Origin of the sequence: Cupriavidus sp. DB3, from assembly GCF_020418465.1 — a bacterium.
In the GTDB taxonomy this organism is placed as follows: Bacteria; Pseudomonadota; Gammaproteobacteria; order Burkholderiales; family Burkholderiaceae; genus Cupriavidus; species Cupriavidus cauae.
Genome location: NZ_JAIZPL010000005.1, coordinates 168,316 through 189,042 on the forward strand (window position 1 = coordinate 168,316; position 20,727 = coordinate 189,042).

13 protein-coding genes, 1 tRNA gene and 1 pseudogene are annotated in these 20,727 nt (G+C 68.5%); 9 read left to right on the top strand and 6 right to left on the bottom strand.

The features are described from left to right. Positions 1-10 precede the first annotated feature (10 nt). Positions 11-2,362 carry an ABC transporter ATP-binding protein gene (locus tag K7G19_RS17185; protein WP_149317861.1) on the bottom strand — a complete coding sequence of 784 codons (2,352 nt, stop codon included), beginning with the start codon at positions 2,360-2,362 and terminating at the stop codon, positions 11-13. A gap of 313 nt (positions 2,363-2,675) precedes the next feature. Between K7G19_RS17185 and cphA (K7G19_RS17190) the strand changes: the two genes are divergently transcribed. Together cphA (K7G19_RS17190) and cphA (K7G19_RS17195) are read left to right on the top strand one after the other, a co-directional pair. Next, on the top strand, positions 2,676-5,324 hold the full coding sequence (cphA, locus tag K7G19_RS17190; RefSeq protein WP_149317860.1) for a cyanophycin synthetase: 2,649 nt from the start codon (positions 2,676-2,678) through the stop codon (positions 5,322-5,324). Positions 5,325-5,454: 130 nt separating this feature from the next. Next, a complete protein-coding gene (gene cphA, locus K7G19_RS17195) occupies positions 5,455-8,028 on the top strand; it encodes a cyanophycin synthetase (RefSeq protein ID WP_149317859.1) in 2,574 nt (857 codons plus the stop codon). 73 nt (positions 8,029-8,101) lie between these two features. Here cphA (K7G19_RS17195) and K7G19_RS17200 read toward each other — a convergent pair whose 3' ends face one another. Together K7G19_RS17200 and K7G19_RS17205 are read right to left on the bottom strand one after the other, a co-directional pair. Then, positions 8,102-8,761: an amino acid ABC transporter permease gene (locus K7G19_RS17200; RefSeq protein WP_149317858.1), complete on the bottom strand. Its 660-nt coding sequence runs from the start codon at positions 8,759-8,761 to the stop codon at positions 8,102-8,104. A 129-nt stretch (positions 8,762-8,890) separates the two neighbouring features. Further along, the gene (locus K7G19_RS17205; protein WP_226108614.1) at positions 8,891-9,634 is read right to left on the bottom strand and encodes a transporter substrate-binding domain-containing protein; all 744 of its coding nucleotides are present in this window, start codon (positions 9,632-9,634) and stop codon (positions 8,891-8,893) included. A gap of 320 nt (positions 9,635-9,954) precedes the next feature. Between K7G19_RS17205 and K7G19_RS17210 the strand changes: the two are divergent. Continuing rightward, positions 9,955-11,235: pseudogene (locus K7G19_RS17210) on the top strand (hemolysin family protein); the annotation flags it as partial. Positions 11,236-11,362: 127 nt separating this feature from the next. On the opposite strand, the gene K7G19_RS17215 reads toward K7G19_RS17210, so the two are convergent. Further along, positions 11,363-12,490 (bottom strand): phosphatase PAP2 family protein, encoded by a 1,128-nt coding sequence (locus K7G19_RS17215; RefSeq protein ID WP_226108288.1) that lies wholly within the window; start codon positions 12,488-12,490, stop codon positions 11,363-11,365. Between the two features lie 15 nt (positions 12,491-12,505). Between K7G19_RS17215 and K7G19_RS17220 the strand changes: the two genes are divergently transcribed. The 3 genes from K7G19_RS17220 (at position 12,506) to K7G19_RS17230 (ending at position 16,373) form a co-directional block, all read left to right on the top strand. Then, positions 12,506-12,652, top strand: a complete 147-nt coding sequence (locus tag K7G19_RS17220) for a hypothetical protein (protein WP_190286413.1) — start codon at positions 12,506-12,508, stop codon at positions 12,650-12,652. Between the two features lie 182 nt (positions 12,653-12,834). Beyond that, complete coding sequence (locus K7G19_RS17225) at positions 12,835-15,009, top strand: S8 family peptidase (RefSeq protein WP_190286414.1); 2,175 nt, start codon at positions 12,835-12,837, stop codon at positions 15,007-15,009. Then, a complete protein-coding gene (locus tag K7G19_RS17230) occupies positions 15,006-16,373 on the top strand; it encodes an MBL fold metallo-hydrolase (protein WP_226108289.1) in 1,368 nt (455 codons plus the stop codon). Before K7G19_RS17225 ends, K7G19_RS17230 begins: the two co-directional genes overlap by 4 nt. A gap of 42 nt (positions 16,374-16,415) precedes the next feature. On the opposite strand, the gene K7G19_RS17235 is transcribed toward K7G19_RS17230, so the two are convergent. Next, a complete protein-coding gene (locus K7G19_RS17235; protein ID WP_150084199.1) occupies positions 16,416-17,369 on the bottom strand; it encodes a LysR family transcriptional regulator in 954 nt (317 codons plus the stop codon). Between the two features lie 125 nt (positions 17,370-17,494). Between K7G19_RS17235 and K7G19_RS17240 the strand changes: the two genes are divergently transcribed. The 3 genes from K7G19_RS17240 to K7G19_RS17250 all read left to right on the top strand — a co-directional run bounded on the left by K7G19_RS17240 (position 17,495) and on the right by K7G19_RS17250 (position 20,450). Next, positions 17,495-18,757 (top strand): D-amino acid dehydrogenase, encoded by a 1,263-nt coding sequence (locus tag K7G19_RS17240; protein WP_226108290.1) that lies wholly within the window; start codon positions 17,495-17,497, stop codon positions 18,755-18,757. Positions 18,758-18,884: 127 nt separating this feature from the next. Further along, complete coding sequence (locus K7G19_RS17245) at positions 18,885-19,838, top strand: glutamate/aspartate ABC transporter substrate-binding protein (protein WP_150084201.1); 954 nt, start codon at positions 18,885-18,887, stop codon at positions 19,836-19,838. A gap of 303 nt (positions 19,839-20,141) precedes the next feature. After that, positions 20,142-20,450: a DUF4351 domain-containing protein gene (locus K7G19_RS17250; protein ID WP_226108291.1), complete on the top strand. Its 309-nt coding sequence runs from the start codon at positions 20,142-20,144 to the stop codon at positions 20,448-20,450. Between the two features lie 116 nt (positions 20,451-20,566). Here K7G19_RS17250 and K7G19_RS17255 read toward each other — a convergent pair. Continuing rightward, positions 20,567-20,656, bottom strand: a tRNA-Ser gene (locus K7G19_RS17255). Positions 20,657-20,727: the final 71 nt, after the last annotated feature.

Below are 20,727 nucleotides of genomic sequence, written 5' to 3' on the forward strand. Positions count from 1 at the left end.
TCGGACTTCCTTATTGCACGACGACGGCGCCGGCCGTGACATGGGGCGCGACGGTATTGACCTCGACCGGATCGTCCGGGTCGGTATCGACGTTGCGCGCCTGCGCCTGGTACAGCTTGTAGTAGGCGCCCTCGCGCGCCATCAGCTCGTCGTGCGGGCCGACCTCGACGATGCGGCCGCGGTCCATCACCACCAGCCGGTCGGCCTTGCGCAGCGTCGACAGGCGGTGCGCGATGGCGATCGTGGTGCGGCCCTGCACCAGGTTGTCCAGCGCCTTCTGGATTTCCTTCTCGGTCGCCGTATCGACCGACGAGGTCGCTTCGTCGAGGATCAGGATGCGCGGATCGATCAGCAGCGCGCGCGCGATCGAGATGCGCTGGCGCTCGCCGCCCGACAGCGCCTGCCCGCGCTCGCCGACCAGCGAGTCGTAGCCGTGCGGCAGCCGCAGGATGAACTCGTGCGCATGGGCGGCGCGCGCGGCGGCGATGATCTCGGCGCGCGTCGCATTGGGCCGCCCGTAGGCGATGTTCTCGGCGATGGTGCCGAAGAACAGGAACGGCTCCTGCAGCACCAGGCCGATATGGCGGCGATAGTCGGCCACCGCGAGCGAACGGATATCGACGCCGTCGACGCGGATCGCGCCCTCCGACACGTCGTAGAAGCGGCAGATCAGATTGACCAGCGTGCTCTTGCCCGAGCCGCTGTGGCCGACCAGGCCGATCATCTCGCCCGGACGGATCTGCAGGTCGAGCCCGCGGATCACCGCGCGGCTGCCGTAGCGGAAGCCGATATCGCGCAGCTCGATGGCGCCGCGGACCTGCGGCAGCTGCGTGGGCCGCACCGGCTCGGGCACGCTCGATACGTGGTCGAGGATGTCGAAGATCCGCTTGGCGCCGGCCGCGGCCTTCTGCGTGACCGACACGATCCGGCTCATCGAGTCCAGCCGCGTGTAGAAGCGGCTGATATAGGTCAGGAAGGCGACCAGCACGCCGACCGTGATGGCATCGCGCGAGACCTGCCAGATGCCGAAGATCCAGACCACCAGCAGGCCCACCTCGGTCAGCAGCGTCACGGTGGGCGTAAACAGCGACCACACCGCATTGACGCGGTCGTTGATCGCCAGGTTGTGCCGGTTCGCCTCGCGGAAGCGCTCGACCTCGCGGCGCTCCTGCGCGAAGGCCTTGACCACGCGGATGCCCGGGATGGTGTCGGCCAGCACGTTGGTGATCTCGGACCAGTTGCGGTCGATCTTCTCGAAGCCATGGCGCAGCCGGTCGCGGACCTGGTGGATCATCCATGCGATGAACGGCAGCGGCACCAGCGTGACCAGCGCGAGCCAGGGGTTGATCGAGATCAGGATGACCGCCGTCATCACGATCATCAGCACGTCGGTGAAGAAGTCGAGCAGATGCAGCGACAGGAAGACGCAGATGCGGTCGCTCTCGTTGCCGATGCGCGCCATCAGGTCGCCGGTGCGCTTGCCGCCGAAATACTCGAGCGACAGCTTCAGCAGGTGTTCGTAGGTGGTGGTGCGCAGGTCCGCGCCGATCCGCTCGGACACCCGCGCCAGCAGATAGGTGCGCGCCCAGCCCAGGCTCCAGGCGATCAGCGCCGCGCCCAGCAGGCCGCCCAGATAGAGCCGCACCAGGCCGTAGTCGATCGGCACGCCGTTCTGGTAGGGGATCAGCACCTTGTCCATCAGCGGCATGGTCAGGTACGGCGGCACCAGCGTGGCGCCGGTCGACAGCAGCGTCAGCACGAAGCCGGCGAACAACTGCATGCGGTAGGGTCGCGCGAAGCGCCACAGCCGCAGCAGCGCCCAGGTCGACGGCGGCGTCTCCAGTTCGCGGCTGCATTGCGGGCATTCGTCCTCGCCCGGCGGCAGCGGCGCGCGGCAGGTCGGGCAGACGCCCTCGACCTCGATGGCCTCGCGCGCGGCCGCGCCGGCGGCCAGACGATCGCGCTGGGCATTGAACGTGTCGAGCAGGCGCAGCGCGGCCGGATTGTTGCCCAGCGTGTAGTGCCAGGCGGCCAGCCGGCCGCTGCGATCCTGCAGCTCCAGCGTGCCGACGCCGGCGTGGTCGCCATGGTGCAGCGTCAGTTCGGCGCCGATGGGCCATTGCCGCCAGCCGCCCTGCCCGTTCCCCGCGTCCTGCGCGTTGTCCCTGGCCAGCACGCGGCGATCGGTGACAACCACCACGCCTTCTGTAAAATGCAGCCGCCGGTCGAGATCGACCTCCAGCCAGGCCAGCACCGTTTCAGCGGGCATGCCTGGGCGGGAGGCGAGTTCGGCCTCCAGCGAGACGCGCCAGGGGTCAGGCAGCGTGGGGGTCGATGATACGGAGGTGGCAGCAAGGGTCATGGTCGGCACAGCGGGCGTCGTTTCGTCGGGCTGCGCGAGCATGGCGCAAGCGGTCGGCCGACGGTCGAAACGACATGTCTTGATACAAATAAAAATGGCGGGCGCTGCCGGAATGCCGATATGTCGCAGACAATTCGGCGCAAGTGCGGTGCAAGCGCGGCGCAAGTATACATAAGCCACATCCTCGCGGCGGCGTCTGTCGCGGCGCACAAACGCTTTTTCGTCGGGAAGTCAACCAGGTCTACGCTGTAACGTTATTGAAAGGTTAGACTTCCGCCCCACGGGCGCATCGCCCATGCCTCAAGCTAATTCAATGAAGAAAAAGGACATTGAGATATTCGATGTCATGTCGCTGCGCGGCCCCAATATGTGGACATATGGGCCGGTGCTGGAGGCGTGGGTCGATATCGGAGAACTGGAGGAATACCCCTCCAACAAGATCCCTGGTTTCTACGAGCGCCTCTCGGCCTGGCTGCCTTCGCTGATCGAGCACCGGTGCAGCATCGGCGAACGGGGCGGCTTCCTGCAGCGGCTGAAGGAAGGCACCTGGCCCGCCCACATCATGGAACACGTGACGCTGGAGCTGCTGAGCCTGGCCGGCATGCCCGGCGGCTTCGGCAAGGCGCGCGAGACCCCGCTGGTGGGCGTCTACAAGGTCATCGTGACGGCCTGGGACGAACGCGTGGCGCGCGCCGCGCTGTTCCTCGCGCGCGACCTGGTGATGGCCGCGATCGAGGACCGCGCCTTCGACGTCGACGCGGCGGTGGACGAACTGCGCAGCCTGATCGATCGCCACTGGCTGGGCCCGAGCACGGCCTGCATCGTCTACGCCGCCGACGACCGCCGTATCCCCGCGCTGCGCCTGTCCGACAGCAATCTGGTCCAGCTGGGCCATGGCGCACGCCAGCGCCGCATCTGGACCGCCGAGACCGATCGCACCAGCGCCATCGCCGAAAGCATTTCGCGCGACAAGGACCTGACCAAGTCGCTGCTGGAATCGTGCGGCGTGCCGGTGCCCGAGGGCCGGCTGGTGCAGAGCGCCGACGACGCCTGGGAGGCCGCCGAGGAGATCGGCGTGCCGGTGGTGGTCAAGCCCTACGACGGCAACCACGGCCGCGGCGTGTTCACCAACCTGATCAGCCGCGAGGAAGTGCAGACCGCCTATGCGGTGGCCATCGAGGAAGGCAGCGGCGTCATCGTCGAGCGCTTCGTCCCCGGCAACGAACACCGCCTGCTGGTGGTCGGCGGCCGGCTGGTGGCGGCGGCGATGGGCGAATCGGCGAGCGTGGTGGGCGACGGCAAGTCGACCATCGACGAGCTGATCGAACTGCAGATCAACTGCGACCCGCGCCGGGGCAACACCGAGGATCATCCGCTGAACCGCGTGCGGCTCGATTCGGCCGCCCGTCTCGAACTGAAGCGCCAGGGCTTCACCGCGGAGTCGGTGCCGCCCGAGGGCCGCCATGTGCTGATCCAGCGCAACGGCAACGTGGCGTTCGACGTCACCGACCGCGTCCACCCGAGCGTCGCCGCGCATGCCGCGCTGGCGGCGCGCGTGGTGGGCCTGGATATCGCCGGCATCGACCTGGTGGCCGAGGACATCTCCCGCCCGCTCGCCGAACAAGGCGGCGCGATCGTCGAGGTCAATGCCGGCCCCGGCCTGCTGATGCATCTGAAGCCCGCCGCCGGCACGCCGCGTCCTGTGGGCCGCGCCATCGTCGATCATCTGTTCCCGCCCGCGGCCGACGGCGACGCCCCGGCCGACGACGGCCGCATTCCCGTGGTCGGCATCACCGGCACCAACGGCAAGACCGTGGTCGCCAAGCTGGTCGCGCGCCTGCTGCAGCTGTCCGGCCGCCATACGGGCCTGGCCTGCAGCGACGGCCTGTATCTGGATCGACGACTGGTCGAAGGCGGCGATCGCGCCAACTGGGAGGCCGCCACCCGCGTGCTGAAGAACCGCGCCGTCGAGGCGGCCGTGTTCGAGAACGACAGCGGCACGATGCTGTCCGAGGGCCTGGCCTACGATCGCTGCCTGGTGGGCGTGGTCACCAATATCGATACCCCCGACCACCTCGGGCACTACTACATCGAAGACGCCGAGAAGATGTACAGCGTGTTGCGCACGCAGGTCGACGTCGTGCTCAAGCACGGCGCCGCGGTGCTCAACGCGCGCGATCCGCTGGTGGTCGAGATGGCCGAGCTGTGCGACGGCGACGTGATCTTCTTCGGCGCCAGCGCCGAGCTGCCCGCGATCGCCCAGCACCGCGCCGCCGGCAAGCGCGCGGTGTACGTGCGCGACGGCCGCATCGTGCTGGCCACCGGCAACAGCGAGCTGCCGCTGGCCGACGTCGCGGCGATTCCGCTGACCTATGCGGGCCGCGTCGGCTTCCAGATCGAGAACGTGCTGGCGGCGGTTGCCGCGGCGTGGGCGCTGGGCATCTCGCACGAGCTGATCCGCGCCGGCGTGATGACCTTCGACGTGGGCCAGCTCGACGTGCCGGGCCGCTTCACGCTGTTCGAGCGCAACGGCGCCACGGTGATCGTCGACGACGCGCACAACGCGCCGGCGCTCGAGGCACTGGCCAAGGCGCTGGACCGCTTCCCATCCGAACGCCGGCTGGCCGTGTTCGGCGCCGGCGTCGACCGCCGCGACGCCGACTTGATCGAGCAGGGCAAGGCGCTCGGCGCCGCCTTCGATCGCGTGTTCCTGTGCGAAGACCGCAGCGTCACGCGCAAGCTGCCCGACAGCGAGGCGCGCGCGTTGCTGAAGAAGGGACTGTACGAAGGCCGCCGCGTCAACAAGATCATCGACCAGGGCAGCCGGCGCGAGGCCGTCGAGGCCGCGCTGTCGCAGCTGGTGGCGGGCGATCTGCTGGTGCTGCAGGCCGACGAGGCCGACATCGGCACCACGCTGGACCAGGTCCACCATTGGCTGGGCCAGCCGGCCCGGCGCGGTTGACCGGCCGGCATCGATGGTCAGAGGCAAGGCGCCGAGGCTCCGACACTCTGAAGCGCTGAAGGATAGAACGGTCGCCTGCCGCGGGGTCGCGCCCCGCCCGGCCGGCGGCCGACCGATAGGAAACTGATTGATGGAAGTCTCACGCATCCGCGCGCTGCGCGGTCCGAACCTGTGGTGCCGCCACACCGCGATCGAAGCGATCGTCGCGTGCCCCGACGAAGCCGGCACGATCGAGGACCTGCCGGGTTTCGAGGAGCGCCTGCGCGCGCGCTTCCCCGACATCGGCCCGCTGCGCCCCGACGATGCGCACGGCGATGCCTCGCTGGCCCATGCGCTCGAATGCGCGACGCTGCGGCTGCAGGCCGCCGCCGGTTGCCCGGTGACCTTCAGCCGTACCTCGCCCACCGTCGAGCCCGGCACCTATCAGGTGGTGGTGCAGTACAGCGAGGAAGAGGTCGGACGCCTCGCGCTCGATCTCGCCCAGCAGCTGTGCCGCGCCGCGCGCGACGACACGCCGTTCGATCTGGACGGCGCGCTGGCCCGCCTGCGCGAGCTCGACGAGGACGTGCGCCTCGGACCGAGCACCGGCTCCATCGTCCATGCCGCGATCGCGCGCGGCATCCCCTATCGCCGCCTCACGCAGGGCAGCATGGTGCAGTTCGGCTGGGGGAGCCGCCAGCGGCGCATCCAGGCCGCGGAAACCGACATGACCAGCGCGGTCGCGGAATCGATCGCGCAGGACAAGGAGCTGACCAAGAGCCTGCTGCATGCGGCCGGCGTGCCGGTGCCGCAGGGCCGCTCGGTGTGCAGCGCCGAGGAAGCCTGGCAAGTCGCGCAGGAGATCGACGCGCCAGTGGTGGTCAAGCCGCGCGACGGCAACCAGGGCAAGGGCGTGGCCGTGCGCATCCGCACGCGCGAGGAAGTGATGGCGGCCTATGAGGTCGCGGCCGAGATCAGCAGCGACGTGATCGTCGAACGCTATATCCCGGGGCACGATTTCCGTCTGCTGGTGGTCGGCAATCAGCTGGTCGCCGCGGCCCGGCGCGATCCGCCCCAGGTCATCGGCGATGGCGTGCATACCGTGCGCCAGCTGGTCGACGAGGTCAATCGCGATCCGCGCCGCGGCGAGGGCCACGCGACCTCGCTGACCAAGATCCGCTTCGACGATATCGCGCTGGCCACGCTCGCCAAGCAGGGCCTCACCGCGGAATCGGTGCCGCCCAAGGGCACGCGCGTGATCCTGCGCAACAACGCCAACCTGTCGACCGGCGGCACCGCCACCGATGTCACCGACGACGTGCATCCCGAGATGGCGGCGCGCGCGGTGGCCGCGGCGCAGATGGTCGGCCTCGACATCTGCGGCGTCGATGCGGTCTGCGAGACCGTGCTCAAGCCCTTCGAGGAACAGGCCGGCGGCATCGTCGAGGTCAATGCCGCGCCGGGCCTGCGCATGCATCTGCAGCCGTCCTACGGCAAGGGCCGCGCGGTCGGCGAGGCGATCATCTCGACGATGTTCGCCGACGGCGACGACGGCCGCATTCCGGTGGTCGCGGTGTCGGGCACCAACGGCAAGACCACCACGGTCCGGCTGATCACCCATCTGCTGGCCGGCAGCGGCCTGCGCATGGGCATGACCGGCACCGACGGCGTCTACATCAACGGCCAGCGCATCGACACCGGCGACTGCAGCGGCCCGCGCAGCGCGCGCAACGTGCTGATGCACCCCGACGTCGACGCGGCCGTGTTCGAGACCGCGCGCGGCGGCCTGCTGCGCGAGGGGCTGGCGTTCGACCGCTGCGATGTCGCGGTGGTGACCAATGTCGGCGAAGGCGACCACCTCGGGCTGTCCTATATCAGCACGGTCGAAGACCTGGCAGTGCTCAAGAGCGTGATCGTGCAGAACGTCTCGCCGCAGGGCATGGCCGTGCTCAACGCCGCCGATCCGATGGTCGCGCGCATGGCCGACGCCTGCCCCGGCGCGGTGACCTTCTTCGCCCGCGATGCCGAGCACCCGGTGCTGGCCACGCATCGCGCGCAGGGCAAGCGCGTGGTGTTCACCGACGGCGGCGATCTGGTCGCGGCCGAGGGCGACACGCAGGTACGCATCGCGCTGAAGGACATCCCGCTGACGCGCGGCGGCAGCATCGGCTTCCAGGTCGAGAACGCGATGTCGGCGACCGCGGCCGCGTGGGCGCTGGGCATCGACTGGTCGGTGATCCGCCGCGGCCTGGCGACCTTCGTCAGCGACGCCGCCAGCGCGCCGGGCCGCTTCAATCTGTTCGACTACCGCGGCGCCACGCTGATCGCCGACTACGGCCACAACCCGGACGCGATCCAGGCGCTGTGCAACGCGATCGAGACGATGCCGGCGCGCCGCCGCATGGTGGTGATCAGCGGCGCCGGCGACCGCCGCGACGAGGACATCCGCCGCCAGACGCAGATCCTCGGCGGCGTATTCGACGACGTGGTGCTGTACCAGGACCAGTGCCAGCGCGGACGCGCCGACGGCGAGGTGCTGGCGCTGCTGCGCGAGGGGCTGGAAGGCGCCACGCGCGCCAGCGCGGTCGAAGAGATCCGCGGCGAATTCCTCGCCATCGACACCGCGCTGGGCCGCCTGCAGCCGGGCGACCTGTGCCTGATCCTGGTCGATCAGGTCGAGGAAGCGCTGGACCACATCGCGAAGCGGATCGCGGAAGCCGCTTGAGGGGTTGGCGCTCTCCCCCGAGCGGGAGAGGGCTGGGGAGAGGGCAATTGCGCCCCGTCTCCCCTACCCCGCCTCAATGCCGCCCCGGCAACGACAACCTGCGCTCCAGCAGCCGCTGCACGAACGACAGCAGCGTGCTCAAGACCCAGTAGATCGCCGCCGCGGCCAAGTAGAGCGGCAGCGGCTGGTAGGTCGCGGCAATCAATTCCTGCGTGGTGCGCAGCAGTTCGGTGACCGTGATGACCGACACCAGCGAGGTGTCCTTGATCAGGCTGATCAGGCTGTTCGACAGGCTCGGCACCGCGATGCGCAGCGCCTGCGGACCGACCACGTAGCGCAGCGTCTGCGCCGGCGTCAGCCCGAGACTATAGGCCGCCAGCCATTGCCCGCGCGAGATGCCCAGGATCGCGCCGCGCATGCTCTCGGACAGATAGGCGCCGACGTTCAGGCTCAGCGTCAGCACCCCCGCCGGGGTCGGTTCGAGCGCGATGCCGATGCCCGGCAGGCCGTAATACACCACGAAGATCTGCACCAGCAGCGGCGTGCCACGCATCACGCTGACATAGACGCGCGCGATCGCCCGCAGCACGCGGTTGTGGCCGATCCCCATCAGCGCGACCACCAGCCCGATCACCAGCCCGAAGGCCATCGACGACAGCGCGAACTTGATGGTCAGCACCATGCCTTGCAGCAGCACGGGCAGCGAATCGATTACCAGTTGGAGGGATGGCATGGCAGGCGGGATCAGGGGCGCAAGTGGCCGCGCAAGAGAGCGCGCAAAGTCGGAATCATAAAGTGGTGCCCCAAAAAACAAAACGGCAGTGCGATTGCACTGCCGTCTGCCATTTGGCGATCCGTCGGCTTACTTGGCCGGCTTGGTCACGTCCGCGCCGAACCACTTGACCGACAGCCTGGTCAGCGTGCCGTCCTTGCGCAGATCGTCGAGCGCGCGGTCGATGGCCTGCGCGAACTTGGGGTTGTCCTTGCGGTACGGGATCGCGACCTCGGTATCGCCGCCCTGCACCACCGCGCCGGCGCGCAGCGGCAGATTCGACGTCTTGATCAGGTAGTTGACCATCAGCCGGTCGTTCAGCGCGGCATCGACACGCTGCGCGGCCAGGTCGCGCAGATATTCGGGCGCGCCGGGATACGTCTTGACGTCGATGCCCGCCACCGACTTGGCCAGCTCGTTGTAGTTGCTGCCGAGGCTGACGCCCAGCCGCTTGCCCTTCAGATCCTCCAGCGACTTGAATTCGCGCTTGTCGTCCTTGCGCTGGATCAGCTGCGCGGCCGAGTAGACGTAGGGCTTGGAGAAATCCAGCACCTGCTTGCGCTGCGGCGTCACGTTGACCTGATTGACGATCACGTCGAACTTGCCCGCCTGCAGGCCGGCGATGATGCCGCTCCATTCGGTGGTGACGAACTCCGGCTTGACGCCCAGCTTGCCGGCCACCGCGCGCGCGACGTCGACGTCGAAGCCCTCGAGCTGGTTGTTGGCGCCGCGATAGCCGAACGGCGGATAGGTGCCCTCCAGGCCGATCTTCAGGACGCCGGCCTGCTTGACGTTGTCGAGCAGATCGGCGGCATGGGCGCCGGCCATCGCCATGGCGAGCAGCGGCGCCGCGATCAGGGGGCGAATCCAGCCAGCGGGAAACCAGGTCATCGAGTTCTCCAAACGAAGTTGATGGACGGCATGATAGTGCATGCGCCTGGCGGCGCTTCGGCAGCGTTTCGGTAGCGCTTCGGCACGCCATGCGTACCGGCACAGAGTAAGTCAACCGCTATCGAATCAAAAATAACAATTTATTATGGCTATATAACGACCGATCCAGGCGGCGTTCCGTTCTCATTGACAGCCCGCATCGGCCTGCACCATCATCGAAGCGCCCCTCCGGCCTCAAGCCACCGGCCCCCGCCGCCATCGCCATGTTCGTCCTGATCCTGCTGCTGCTGATCCTGATCAGCGCCTTCTTCTCGATCTCCGAGATCGCCCTGACCGCCGCGCGCCGCACCAAGCTGCAGACGCTGTCCGAGCGTGGCGACCGGCGCGCGACCAAGGTGATGCTGCTCAAGGAGGAGCCGGGCAACTTCTTCACCATCGTGCAGATCGGCGTCAATACCGTCGCCATCCTGGCCGGCGTACTGGGCGAGAAGCATCTGTCGGACTTCGCCTTCGCGCTGCTGTCGCCCTATTTCACCGACACGGTCGCGCAGCGCATGGCCAATATCGGCTCCTTCCTGCTGGTCACGCTGCTGTTCATCCAGTTCGCCGACCTGATTCCGAAGCGGATCGCGATGAGCTTCCCCGAAACGTGCGCGCTGGCGGTGATCGGGCCGATGCTGTGGCTGCTGAAGGTGCTCAAGCCGCTGGTCTGGCTGTTCAACGCCGCCGCCGACGCCGCGCTGAAGCTGCTCGGCCTGCCGACCAAGGCCGTGGAGCAGATCACGTCCGAAGACATCGCGGCGATGGTCGATGCCGGCGCCGAGGCCGGCGTGCTGCTCAAGCACGAGATCCATCTGATCGAGAACGTGTTCGAGCTCGACTCCAAGAGCGTGACGGCGATCATGACGCCGCGGGACGAGGTGGTGTACCTCGCGCTGGACGAAAGCCCCGACAGCCTGCGGCGCAAGCTGGTCAAGTATCCGCACGCGCAATATCCGGTCTGCGACCACGACCTGGACGACGTGCAGGGCTTCGTCGAATCGCAGGACATCCTGCGCTCGATGCTGGCCGACGAGGCGGATTCCGCGATCGCCAACCTGGCGCGGCACTACGACAAGAACGTGCTGGTGATTCCCGACACGCTGACGCTGTCCGAGGCGATGACGCGCTTTCGCGAGATGCACCAGAGCTTCGCGGTGGTGATGAACGAATACGGGCTGGTGGTCGGCATCGTCACGCTCGACGATATCGTCGGCGCGCTGATGGGCGACATCCTCTATTCGTCGGAGGACGAGCAGATCGTGCGGCGCGACGAGGACTCGTGGCTCGTCGATGGCGTGACGCCGCTGGTCGACCTGAAGAAGGCGCTCGATCTCGACACGCTGCCGGCAGAGGACTATGTCGACACCGCGGCCGGACTGGTGATCTACACGCTGAAGCGCATCCCGAAGAAGTCGGAGTTCATCGAGACCGCGGACTACCGCTTCGAGGTGCTCGACATCGACCACCACAAGATCGACCAGCTGCTGGTGTCGCGGCTGCCGGCGGGGCGCGGCGGTGGCACTGGCACTGGCACTGGCACTGGCACCGGCACTGGCACTGGCACTGGCACCGGCACTGGCACTGGTACTGGCACTGGTACTGGCACCAGCACCAGCAGCGCCGCTGGTCCTAAGCCGGCGCAGGCATCGCCGCAGCCCGTGGCGCCGGCGGTCGCGCCGCCGGCCGGTCCGGCGGCCGATCCAGCCGCGCCGGACTCCGCTCCATCTCCGGCCTCGGCCCCGGCGCCGGCACAACGGGCACGGCCTTAGCGGCGTCTCGATAGCGCTCCACGTTGTGGGGCAGATGATAGACCGCGACCCAGGCGCCCGCTGCCAGCGCGGCCGCCGCGGCGACGCCGGCCAGCGGCGCCGGCGACAGCCTGGCCGGCACATGCAGCGTCAGATAGGCGGTGGCCAGCATCACGATCCACGCCATGCCGAGCGCGTAACCGGCCACCACGTCCGACAGCCAATGCATGCCCAGATAGAGCCGCGACAGGCCGATGGCGACCACCACGGTCGCCGTCACCGCCAGCACCGGAATGCGCACGCGCCAGGGCTGCCGCACGCAGAGCAGGAAGGCCAGGAAGCCGTAGGTGACCATGCTGCTGGTCGCGTGGCCGCTCGGAAATGAAAACGACTCGACGCCGCCGTAGATGCTGGCCGGGCGGCCGCGCGCCAGGCCGTACTTGAGCACCAGCACGCAGGCACGCGCGCCGATCAACGCGATCGTCCAATAGATCGCGGCGGCCCACGCGCGGCGCCACGCCAGCCAGCCGAACACCGCGATGCCGATCGCCACCGCGATGCGCGCGCCCCCGAATTCCGTGATGGCGGTCATTGCCACATCGAGCCAGTCCTGCCGCCCCTGCTGCAGCCACGCGAACACCGCCTGGTCGACCCGCACCAGCGGCGTTTCCGCGGCCACCGCCACCGCAAGCCAGATCAGCAGGCCGCCGCTGCCAAGCAGCACCGCGGCCGCGAGCACGACCAGCAGGATCTCGGCGACCTGGCGCTCCAGCAGCTTCAGCACCCGCGGCCAGCGCTCGCCAGCCCGCGCGTGCAGCGCATCGCGCGCGACGTGCCGCAGCGAATCGAGCAGCCGTACCACCGGATGGATCAGCACCAGCGCGATGCGGACCAGGCAGAGCCCCAGCACGGCCAGCACGACGAACAGCAGCAGGCCGCCGATCAGCAGGCCGGGCGTGGGCTGCTCGAAGCGCAGCCAGGCAGGCCAGGCCGCGATCAGCTCGTCCATCGTGGCCTCTGGCTCGTGCTCGATCTCGTGCTCGATCTGGTGCTCAATCTCGTCATCCGTTTCGTCGCCATTGGTGGCATGGGCAGGTTCCGTGTTTTCGTAATTCTCGCGGCAATGACCGTGTCATCCGGGCCGGGCACAACACCGCGTCAATCCGCATGATAGAACGCGCGCCGTGCGGATCGCGCCCGCGCCGCCGGGTCGCGCCCACGCCGCCGGGTCGCTCGCGCCCGCGCCGCAATCAGGCAGCGATCGCACTGAACTCACGCTTGAAAAATTTGCAGTGGCCGCGCCGGCACGAAGCCGTTAGGCTATGCAGCGAGCGCGACGAGGAGACAACCCCGATGCCCCGCGACGATACCCCACCCCTGCAGCATCTGCATCCCAAGCTGCGCCAGGTCAGCAACGGCAGCGAGCCGGTCAACCAGCTGCGCGCGCAATATTCGCAATGCGTGGTGACCCGCAAGTCCGCGCTGCCCGAACCGGCCGAGCGACGGCTGGCGATCGAGCAGCAGGAACGCGACCGCTTTGCCGCCGGCCTCAGCGACTACAGTTGCCTGACCGTGCATCGCGGCCGCGTGACGCGTCCCAAGCAGCAGGCCATGCCGGTGGCCGACGACGTCTTCATCAACGTGATCGTCGAGACCGAGCCGCGCGAGCCCGGCGCGCCCGACGATACCGAGCACGTGCTGCGCGCGATCGACCGCATGCTGGCGGAGGCCGGCCATCGTCGCCGGCCCGGGCAGCAGCCCGCCACGCCGCTGCTGCATCGGCGCAATTTCATCGCGGCCACCGTGCCGATCTCCACGTTGCGCGGTCTGGCCGCGCTCGAGGGCGTGCGCTACGTGCACCGCAGCGAAACGCTGTCGCTGCGGCTGCCGCGCCCTGATCGCGGCCCGGCCGCAGCGGCGGCGATCGCACCGACGCCGCGGCGCGTCGCGGTCGATGGCCAGGCGCAGAGCGGCGCCGGCGTGCTGATCGGCATCATCGATGTGGGCGGCTTCGATTTCTCGCATCCGGATTTTCTCGATGCCGACGGCAATACGCGCTTCCTGTCTATCTGGGATCAGGGCGGCGATTTCCGCCCGCCGCCGCAGGCCTTCGGCTATGGCGCCGAGCTGACGCGCGAGCGCCTGAACGCGGCGCTGCAGGCGGCGCGCAAGGGCGGACCGCCCGCCACCGAGCTGGAGCGCCAGTCGCAGCAGGAGCCCGGCTCGCATGCGACCCATGTGGCCAGCATCGCGGCGGGCAACCAGGGCCTGTGTCCCGGTGCGCTGATCGCCGGCGTGCTGATCAGCGTCGAGCCGCCCGGCGACGACTATGCCGCGCGGCGCTGGACCTTCAGCGATGCCTCGCGCATCGTCCATGCGGTCGAATATCTGCTGGCCGTTGCGGAGCGCGAGGGCCTGCCGCTGTCGATCAATATCAGCCTGGGGACCAACGGCGGCTCGCACGACGGCGCCAATGGCACCTGCCGCTGGCTCGACGCGTTCCTCGCCACGCCGGGCCGCGCGATCTCGATCGCGGCCGGCAATGCGGGACAGGAGCGTCCCACCGACGAGGACCGCTTCGGCTGGATCATGGGCCGCATCCATACCAGCGGCAAGATCGCGGCCAAGGGCCTGACGGTCGAACTCGAATGGATCGTGGTCGGCGACGGCATCGCGGACCTGTCCGAGAACGAGCTGGAGATCTGGTACGGCGCGCAGGACCGCTTCACGGTCTCGGTGCAGCCCCCGGGCTCCACCGAGTGGTACGAGGTCGCGCCGCGGCAGTACATCGAGAATCGCAGGCTGCCCGATGGCACCGTGCTGTCCGTCTACAACGAGCTCTACCATCCGTCCAACGGCGACAACTACATCGGCGTCTATCTGTCGCCCTTCCTCGATGCGCGCGCCTATACGCCGATCACGGCCGGCGTGTGGAAGGTGCGGCTGCACGGCGACGAGATCCGCGACGGCAGCTTTCACGCATGGATCGAACGCGACGATCCGATGGAGCTGCAGCGCCGGCGCGAGCTGGCGGCCTACCGCTTTCCGTCGTTCTTCGCCGAGGCGACCAACGTCGATTCGCATTCGATCAATTCGCTCGCCTGCGCGCATTGGGTGATCGGCGTGGCGAACGCCGACGCGGAGCAGGCACGGGTCCATATCTCCAGCAGCCAGGGGCCGACGCGCGACGGGCGCAACAAGCCCGATGTCTGCGCGCCGGGCACCGGCATCGTTGCCGCCAACGGCTTCGTCGAGGGCGGCGGCTGGGTCGCGATGACCGGCACCAGCATGGCCAGTCCCTATGTGTGCGGCGTCATCGGGCTGATGCTGGCCGCCAAGCCGACGCTGACGGCGGCGCAGTGCCAGGGGATTCTGCGGCGCACCGCGCGGCCGTTGCCCTCGCACGACTACGCCTGGCGCAACGACGCGGGCTACGGCCTGATCGACCCGGTCGCCGCGATCGAGGAGGCGCGCGCCTTCGACGAGCGCCGCGAGCGGCGTGACCCACCAGCGCGGAGGCGCGCATGAAGATCCGCCTGTTCCAGTCCTATCAGGGCGACTGCCTGCTCATCGAGGCGGCGTCGGGCCATCGGATGCTGTGCGATGGCGGCACCGGCGCGGCGATGCGCGATTTCGTCGCGCCGTCGCTGGAGCGGCTCGCGCGCGACGACGCCATGCTCGATCTGGTCTACGTCTCCCATATCGACGACGACCACCTGGGCGGCATTCTCGCGATGCTCGAGGCCGCGCTCGAATGGAAGGTCTACGACTACCACGCCGAGCGCGGCGATCCGCCGGCCAAGCCGGCGTCGCGCCGCGTGCCGCGCATCGGCGCGCTGTGGCACAACGCCTTCCACGACCAGATCGGCGCCAACGCGGGAGCGATCCACTCGCTGCTCGCGGCCAGCGCGCGGGCGTTGCGGGCCAGCCACGTCGAGCCGCTCGAGGTGCTCGGGCGCGACTACGCCCGCATTGCCAACTCGGTGCCGCAGGCGCTGCGGGTCTCCCGGCTGGTCAAGGCGGATCTGCTCGATATTCCGTTGAATCCGCCATTGGGCGAGGTGGTAACGCCGGCGTCGGCGTCAGCGTCGGCGTCGGCGTCGGCGTCGGCGTCGGCGTCGGCCGGCAAGCTGATCATCGCGCGGCCGGATGCCGCCGCGCAGTCGCTCGGTTCGCTGCGCATCCGCGTGCTCGGCCCCACCGCCGCGGAACTGAAGCGGCTGCGCGAAGGCTGGAACCACTGGCTGCGCGATCCCGCCAATCGGCTGCGTGCCCAGGCCATCCGCGACCGCTACGCCAGCGGCTTGCTGGCGATGGCCGGCGGCCGGGCCGACGATCCGTTCGACCTGCGCGAGTGGGAGGGCACGCCGTCATACCAGGGCGTCACCACGCCGAATATCGCGTCGCTGATCCTGCTGGTCGAAGAGGAAGACCGTCGCGTGCTGCTGACCGGCGACGCGCATCCCGACATGATCCTGGCCGGGCTGAAGCAGGCCGAACTGCTGCGCGATGGCGCGCTGCACGTCGACGTGCTGAAGGTCCAGCATCACGGCTCCGAGCACAATATGTCGCCGGCGTTCTGCCGCACGGTGTCGGCCGACCATTACCTGTTCTGCAGCAACGGCGCGCATACCAACCCGGAGCTGACCGTGCTCGACGCCCTGCTGGCCGCGCGCGTCGGCTCCGCCGAGCAGCGGGCACGCGCGCCGGAGGCCGAATCGCGGCCCTTCACGTTCTGGTTCAATACCACCGCCGCCGCGCAGACCCAGCAAAGCCATATCGCCCACATGGAGCGGGTCCAGCGTTGGGCCGACGCCGCGCTGCGCAAGCACGGTCCGCGGCTGCGGGTGCGCTTCGTCGAAGGCGCCTACGCCAGCCTGACGCTGCGCTGAGCGGCAGCATCGGCGCGGCCATGTCGGTGCGCGATCCGGCGGCTATTTGAGAGCGTGCTCGAAGGCGACCGCCGGCGCGGACAGGCGCCGGTCCAGTTGCCCCGCCAGTTCCTGCGCGGCCTCGGCAAAACGCTCGCGCAGCTGCTCGGCCAAGCTGGGAATGCCGCGATGGCTGGCGCGCAGCATCTGGATCTCGAAGGCCATCGCCGGCTGGATCTCGTGCAGCGAGACCGCCTGCGGATCGCTGCCGAGGGCGGTGTACTGGTCCAGCAGCGCCACGCCCAGCCCGCTCTCGACCAGCTTGCGCGCCAGCGAATAGGTCTGGACTTCCAGCGTCGAGCGCGGCTCCAGCGCATTGCGCGCCAGCAGCTGGCGCACCATCAGGCCAAGCGAGCTGTGATCGTCGTAGCCGATGAAGGCGCGGTCCATCAGCCTGGCCATCGGCAACGGCGTGCGCCGCGTCGCCCCGGACAGCGGCTGGCCGCGCGGCACTGCCAGCAGCATGCGGCCTTCCGCGACGGTCTGCGCGGCGATCGCCTCGTGCGGCGGCGGCGCGAAGGCGAAGCCGATATCGATCTGGTTGCGCAGCAGGCCCTGCACGATCTCGTCGGTATGGTGGGTCAGCACCTGCACCTGGGTGTCGGGATGACGGGCGCAGAAGCGCTGCAGCGCCGGCACCAGCAGCGGATCGGCCAGGCTGGGCGTCGCCGCCACGCGCAGCCGGCCGGCGCCCTTGTGGCGCAGGCTCTCGGAGACCCGCCGCACGCGGTCGATCTCGCCATATAGCCGCTCGACATCGCCGTACAGCGCGGTGGCCTCGGGCGTCGGCCGCAGCCGGCCCTTGGCGCGGTCGAACAGGCGGAAGCCGAGCGAGGCCTCCGCATGCTGCAGCACGCGCGTGACCACCGGCTGCGAGACATGCAGCAGCCGCGCCGCCTCGCTGACGGTGCCGGTCAGCATCACGGCGCGGAAGATCTCGATCTGTCGCAGGCGCATGGGAATTCCGGGGGGCCGGGCAGGGTATAGCCGAAAGACATATTCTGGCACGTCTTCGCATTGGGCAGCCGGGCCGCCCTGCTCTACCCTTGCGGGATCGCAAACCGGTAGGGACGGATACGGCAATGAAGGTGGTGATCACCGGCGCCGGCGTGGTCGGCATGGCCACCGCCTGGCAACTGGCCAACGACGGCCATGAGGTCACGGTGCTGGAGCGGCGCGACGGCCCGGGGCTGGAGACCAGCTTCGCCAACGGCGGCCAGCTCAGCTACAGCTATGTCGCACCGCTGGCCGGTCCCGGCGTGCTGTCCAAGGTGCCGGGCTGGCTGCTGCGACGCGACGCACCGCTGCAGTGGCGGCCGCGGCTGGACCCGGCCCAATGGCGCTGGCTGGCCGCCTTCGTCGGCGCCTGCAATGCCTCGCGCAGCGACGCCACCACGCGCAAGCTGCTGCGGCTGGCCTTCCATTCGCGCGACCGCATGCGGGCCTTGCTGGACGAGCACCAGATCGACTTCGATTTTGCGCGGCGCGGCAAGCTGATCGTCCATCGCGACGCCGCCAGCTTCGATGCCGCGCGCCGGCTGCTGGACTTCCAGGCCGGGCTCGGCAGCGAGCAGCATGCGCTGGACCGCGACGCCTGCGTCGCGCTGGAGCCGGCGCTGGCCGGCATCCGCGACCAGATCGCCGGCGCCATCCATACGCCCAGCGAGGAGGTGGCCGACTGCCACCGCTTCTGCGTCGGGCTGGCCCACCTGCTGCGCCAGCATCCCAATGTGTCGCTGCGATTCGGCACCGCGGTGCGCGCGATCGAACGCCAGGACGACGCGGCCCGCGGCGTGCATACCGACAGCGGCTTCGAGGCCGCCGACGCGGTGGTGCTGGCCGGCGGCATCGGCAGCGCGACGCTGCTGCGCCCGCTCGGACTGCGCGCGCCGCTGTGGCCGCTGAAGGGGTACAGCATCACGGTCCCCGTCGGCACCGGCGCGCAGGCGCCGCATATCAGCGTCACCGACTTCGCGCGCAAGATCGTCTATGCCCGCATCGGCAATACGCTGCGCGTGGCCGGCATGGCCGACCTGACGCGGCCCGATACACGGATCGACGAACGCCGCGCCGCGACGCTGCTGGACGAGACCCGCTCGGTGTTCGGCGGCATCGCCGGCGACCGGTCCCTGTCCGACCTGCAGCCGTGGGCCGGGCTGCGCCCTGCCACGCCGAGCGGCCTGCCGCTGATCGGACAGTCGCGGCTGCGCAACCTGTGGCTCAATATCGGCCACGGCGGATTGGGGTTTACGCTGGCGATGGGCAGCGCGGGCCTGCTGGCGGATACGATGGCGGGGCGGCCGCCCAAGGTCGATCCCGCGGACTACAGCGCAACGCTGGCGTAGCGCCCGGCTGCGGCGCGTACGAACAGAAGAGCGGAACGAGGAGCCGCCGCTTGCACGGCCCTTGCTAGCAGCACAACCGATGTCGCGTTTCAACAAGAGCCGTTCCACAACCAAGGAGAGCCTGACCATGAAACTGCCTACCGCCACCCGCATCGCGCCACGACCGGCGCGCCGTTCGCTGCGACCCGCGCTGGCCGCGCTGCTGACCGCCGCGCTCGCTTGCGGTGCGTTCGGCACCATCGGCGCCGCCCATGCCCAGCAGAACGACACACTGGCCAAGATCAAGCAGAACGGCGTGATCACCCTGGGCCATCGCGAGTCGTCCATCCCGTTCTCCTATACCAATGGCCGCGAGGTCATGGGGTATTCGCACGAGATCATGATGGCGATCGTCGACAAGGTGAAGACGCAGCTGAACATGCCGAACCTGCAGGTGCGGATGATCCCGATCACCTCGCAGAACCGCATCTCGCTGATGCAGAACGGCACCATCGATCTCGAATGCGGCTCGACCACCAACAACCTCGAGCGCCAGAAGCAGGTGGGCTTCACCAACAGCCTGTTCGTCTACGGCATCCGCATGCTGGTGCGCAAGGACGCCGGCGTGAAGGACTTCGACGACCTGAAGGGCCGCAACGTGGTGACCACCGCCGGCACCACCGGTGAACGCCTGCTGGTCAAGATGAACGGCGAGAAGGCGATGAACATGAACCTGACCGGCGCCAAGGACCACGGCCAGGCCTTCCTGATGCTCGAGTCCGGCCGCGCGGTCGCGTTCGTGATGGACGAGCCGCTGCTGTACGGCGAACTGACCAAGGCCAAGAATCCGGGCGAATGGACCGTCGCCGGCACGCCGCTGCAGACGGAAAACTACGCCTGCATGCTGCGCAAGGACGACCCGCAGTTCAAGGCGCTCGCCGACGGCGTGATCGCCGACCTGATGAAGTCGGGCAAGGCCGAGCAGCTGTACAAGAAGTGGTTCCAGTCGCCGATCCCGCCGCGCGGCATCAACATGAACTACCCGCTGTCGGCCGAGATGAAGGACCTGTTCGCGAACCCGAACGACAAGGCGTTCCAATAAGCGTCTCGGTCCCTGGCTGAAAGAAGTCCGCATCGGCGCGCACTGTCGATGCGGACTTTTCTCATTGTGGGCACGCCTCCATCCGAAACGTAAAGTGCGTGCATTTTTCAGAAGCTTCGATGTGGCGCGATCGGCAAGCTACGCAGGTCTCAACCCCAGCATTGCCGATCATGGTTCCGACTTACGACTCTTGCTACAAGCTGCTGTTTTCCGCCCCTCAATTGGTGCGCGAACTGATTACGGGATTCATTCCGGTCGACCGGCTGCACAGCCTTGACTACGACACGCTGGAGCGAAGGTGTCTTGTTGCTGCCCGAATTGGTCAACCTGATGGAGGTCAATATGAGCCTGGTGCTATCGTTGCATACCTACCGGCAAGCCGGCGTGCTCGAAGGCAAGCTGGAGGGCAAGCTGGAGGGCAAGCAGGAAGGTGAAGCGCACGTGCTGCGGAAAGTCCTGGTCCAGCGCTTCGGGCCGCTCCCGCCGGATATTGCGTCCCGAATCGCCGTCGCCAGCCCGGTGCAACTGGAAGCATGGGTCGACCGTCTCGGCGCCGCGCAGTGCCTCGATGACGTCTTTGAGGATCCGAACGGAGAATCGAGAGACGTCTGACGAGTGAGATGCCTCGTCAGGCGGCGTGGGCTCGGGCTGAGCGCTCGGGCAAAGCAAATCGCATCGCCCAAAAACAAAAACCCCCGAAGGCAGGCCTTCGGGGGGTTTTGCACTACTGGCGGAGAGGGTGGGATTCGAACCCACGGTACCGTTGCCGGTACGCCTGATTTCGAGTCAGGTACATTCGACCACTCTGCCACCTCTCCTGAACTGGTCGCGTTGCGGCGAAACCGAGATTATAGAGAAGTCAAAAACAGACTGCAAGAGGGTCGGCGCC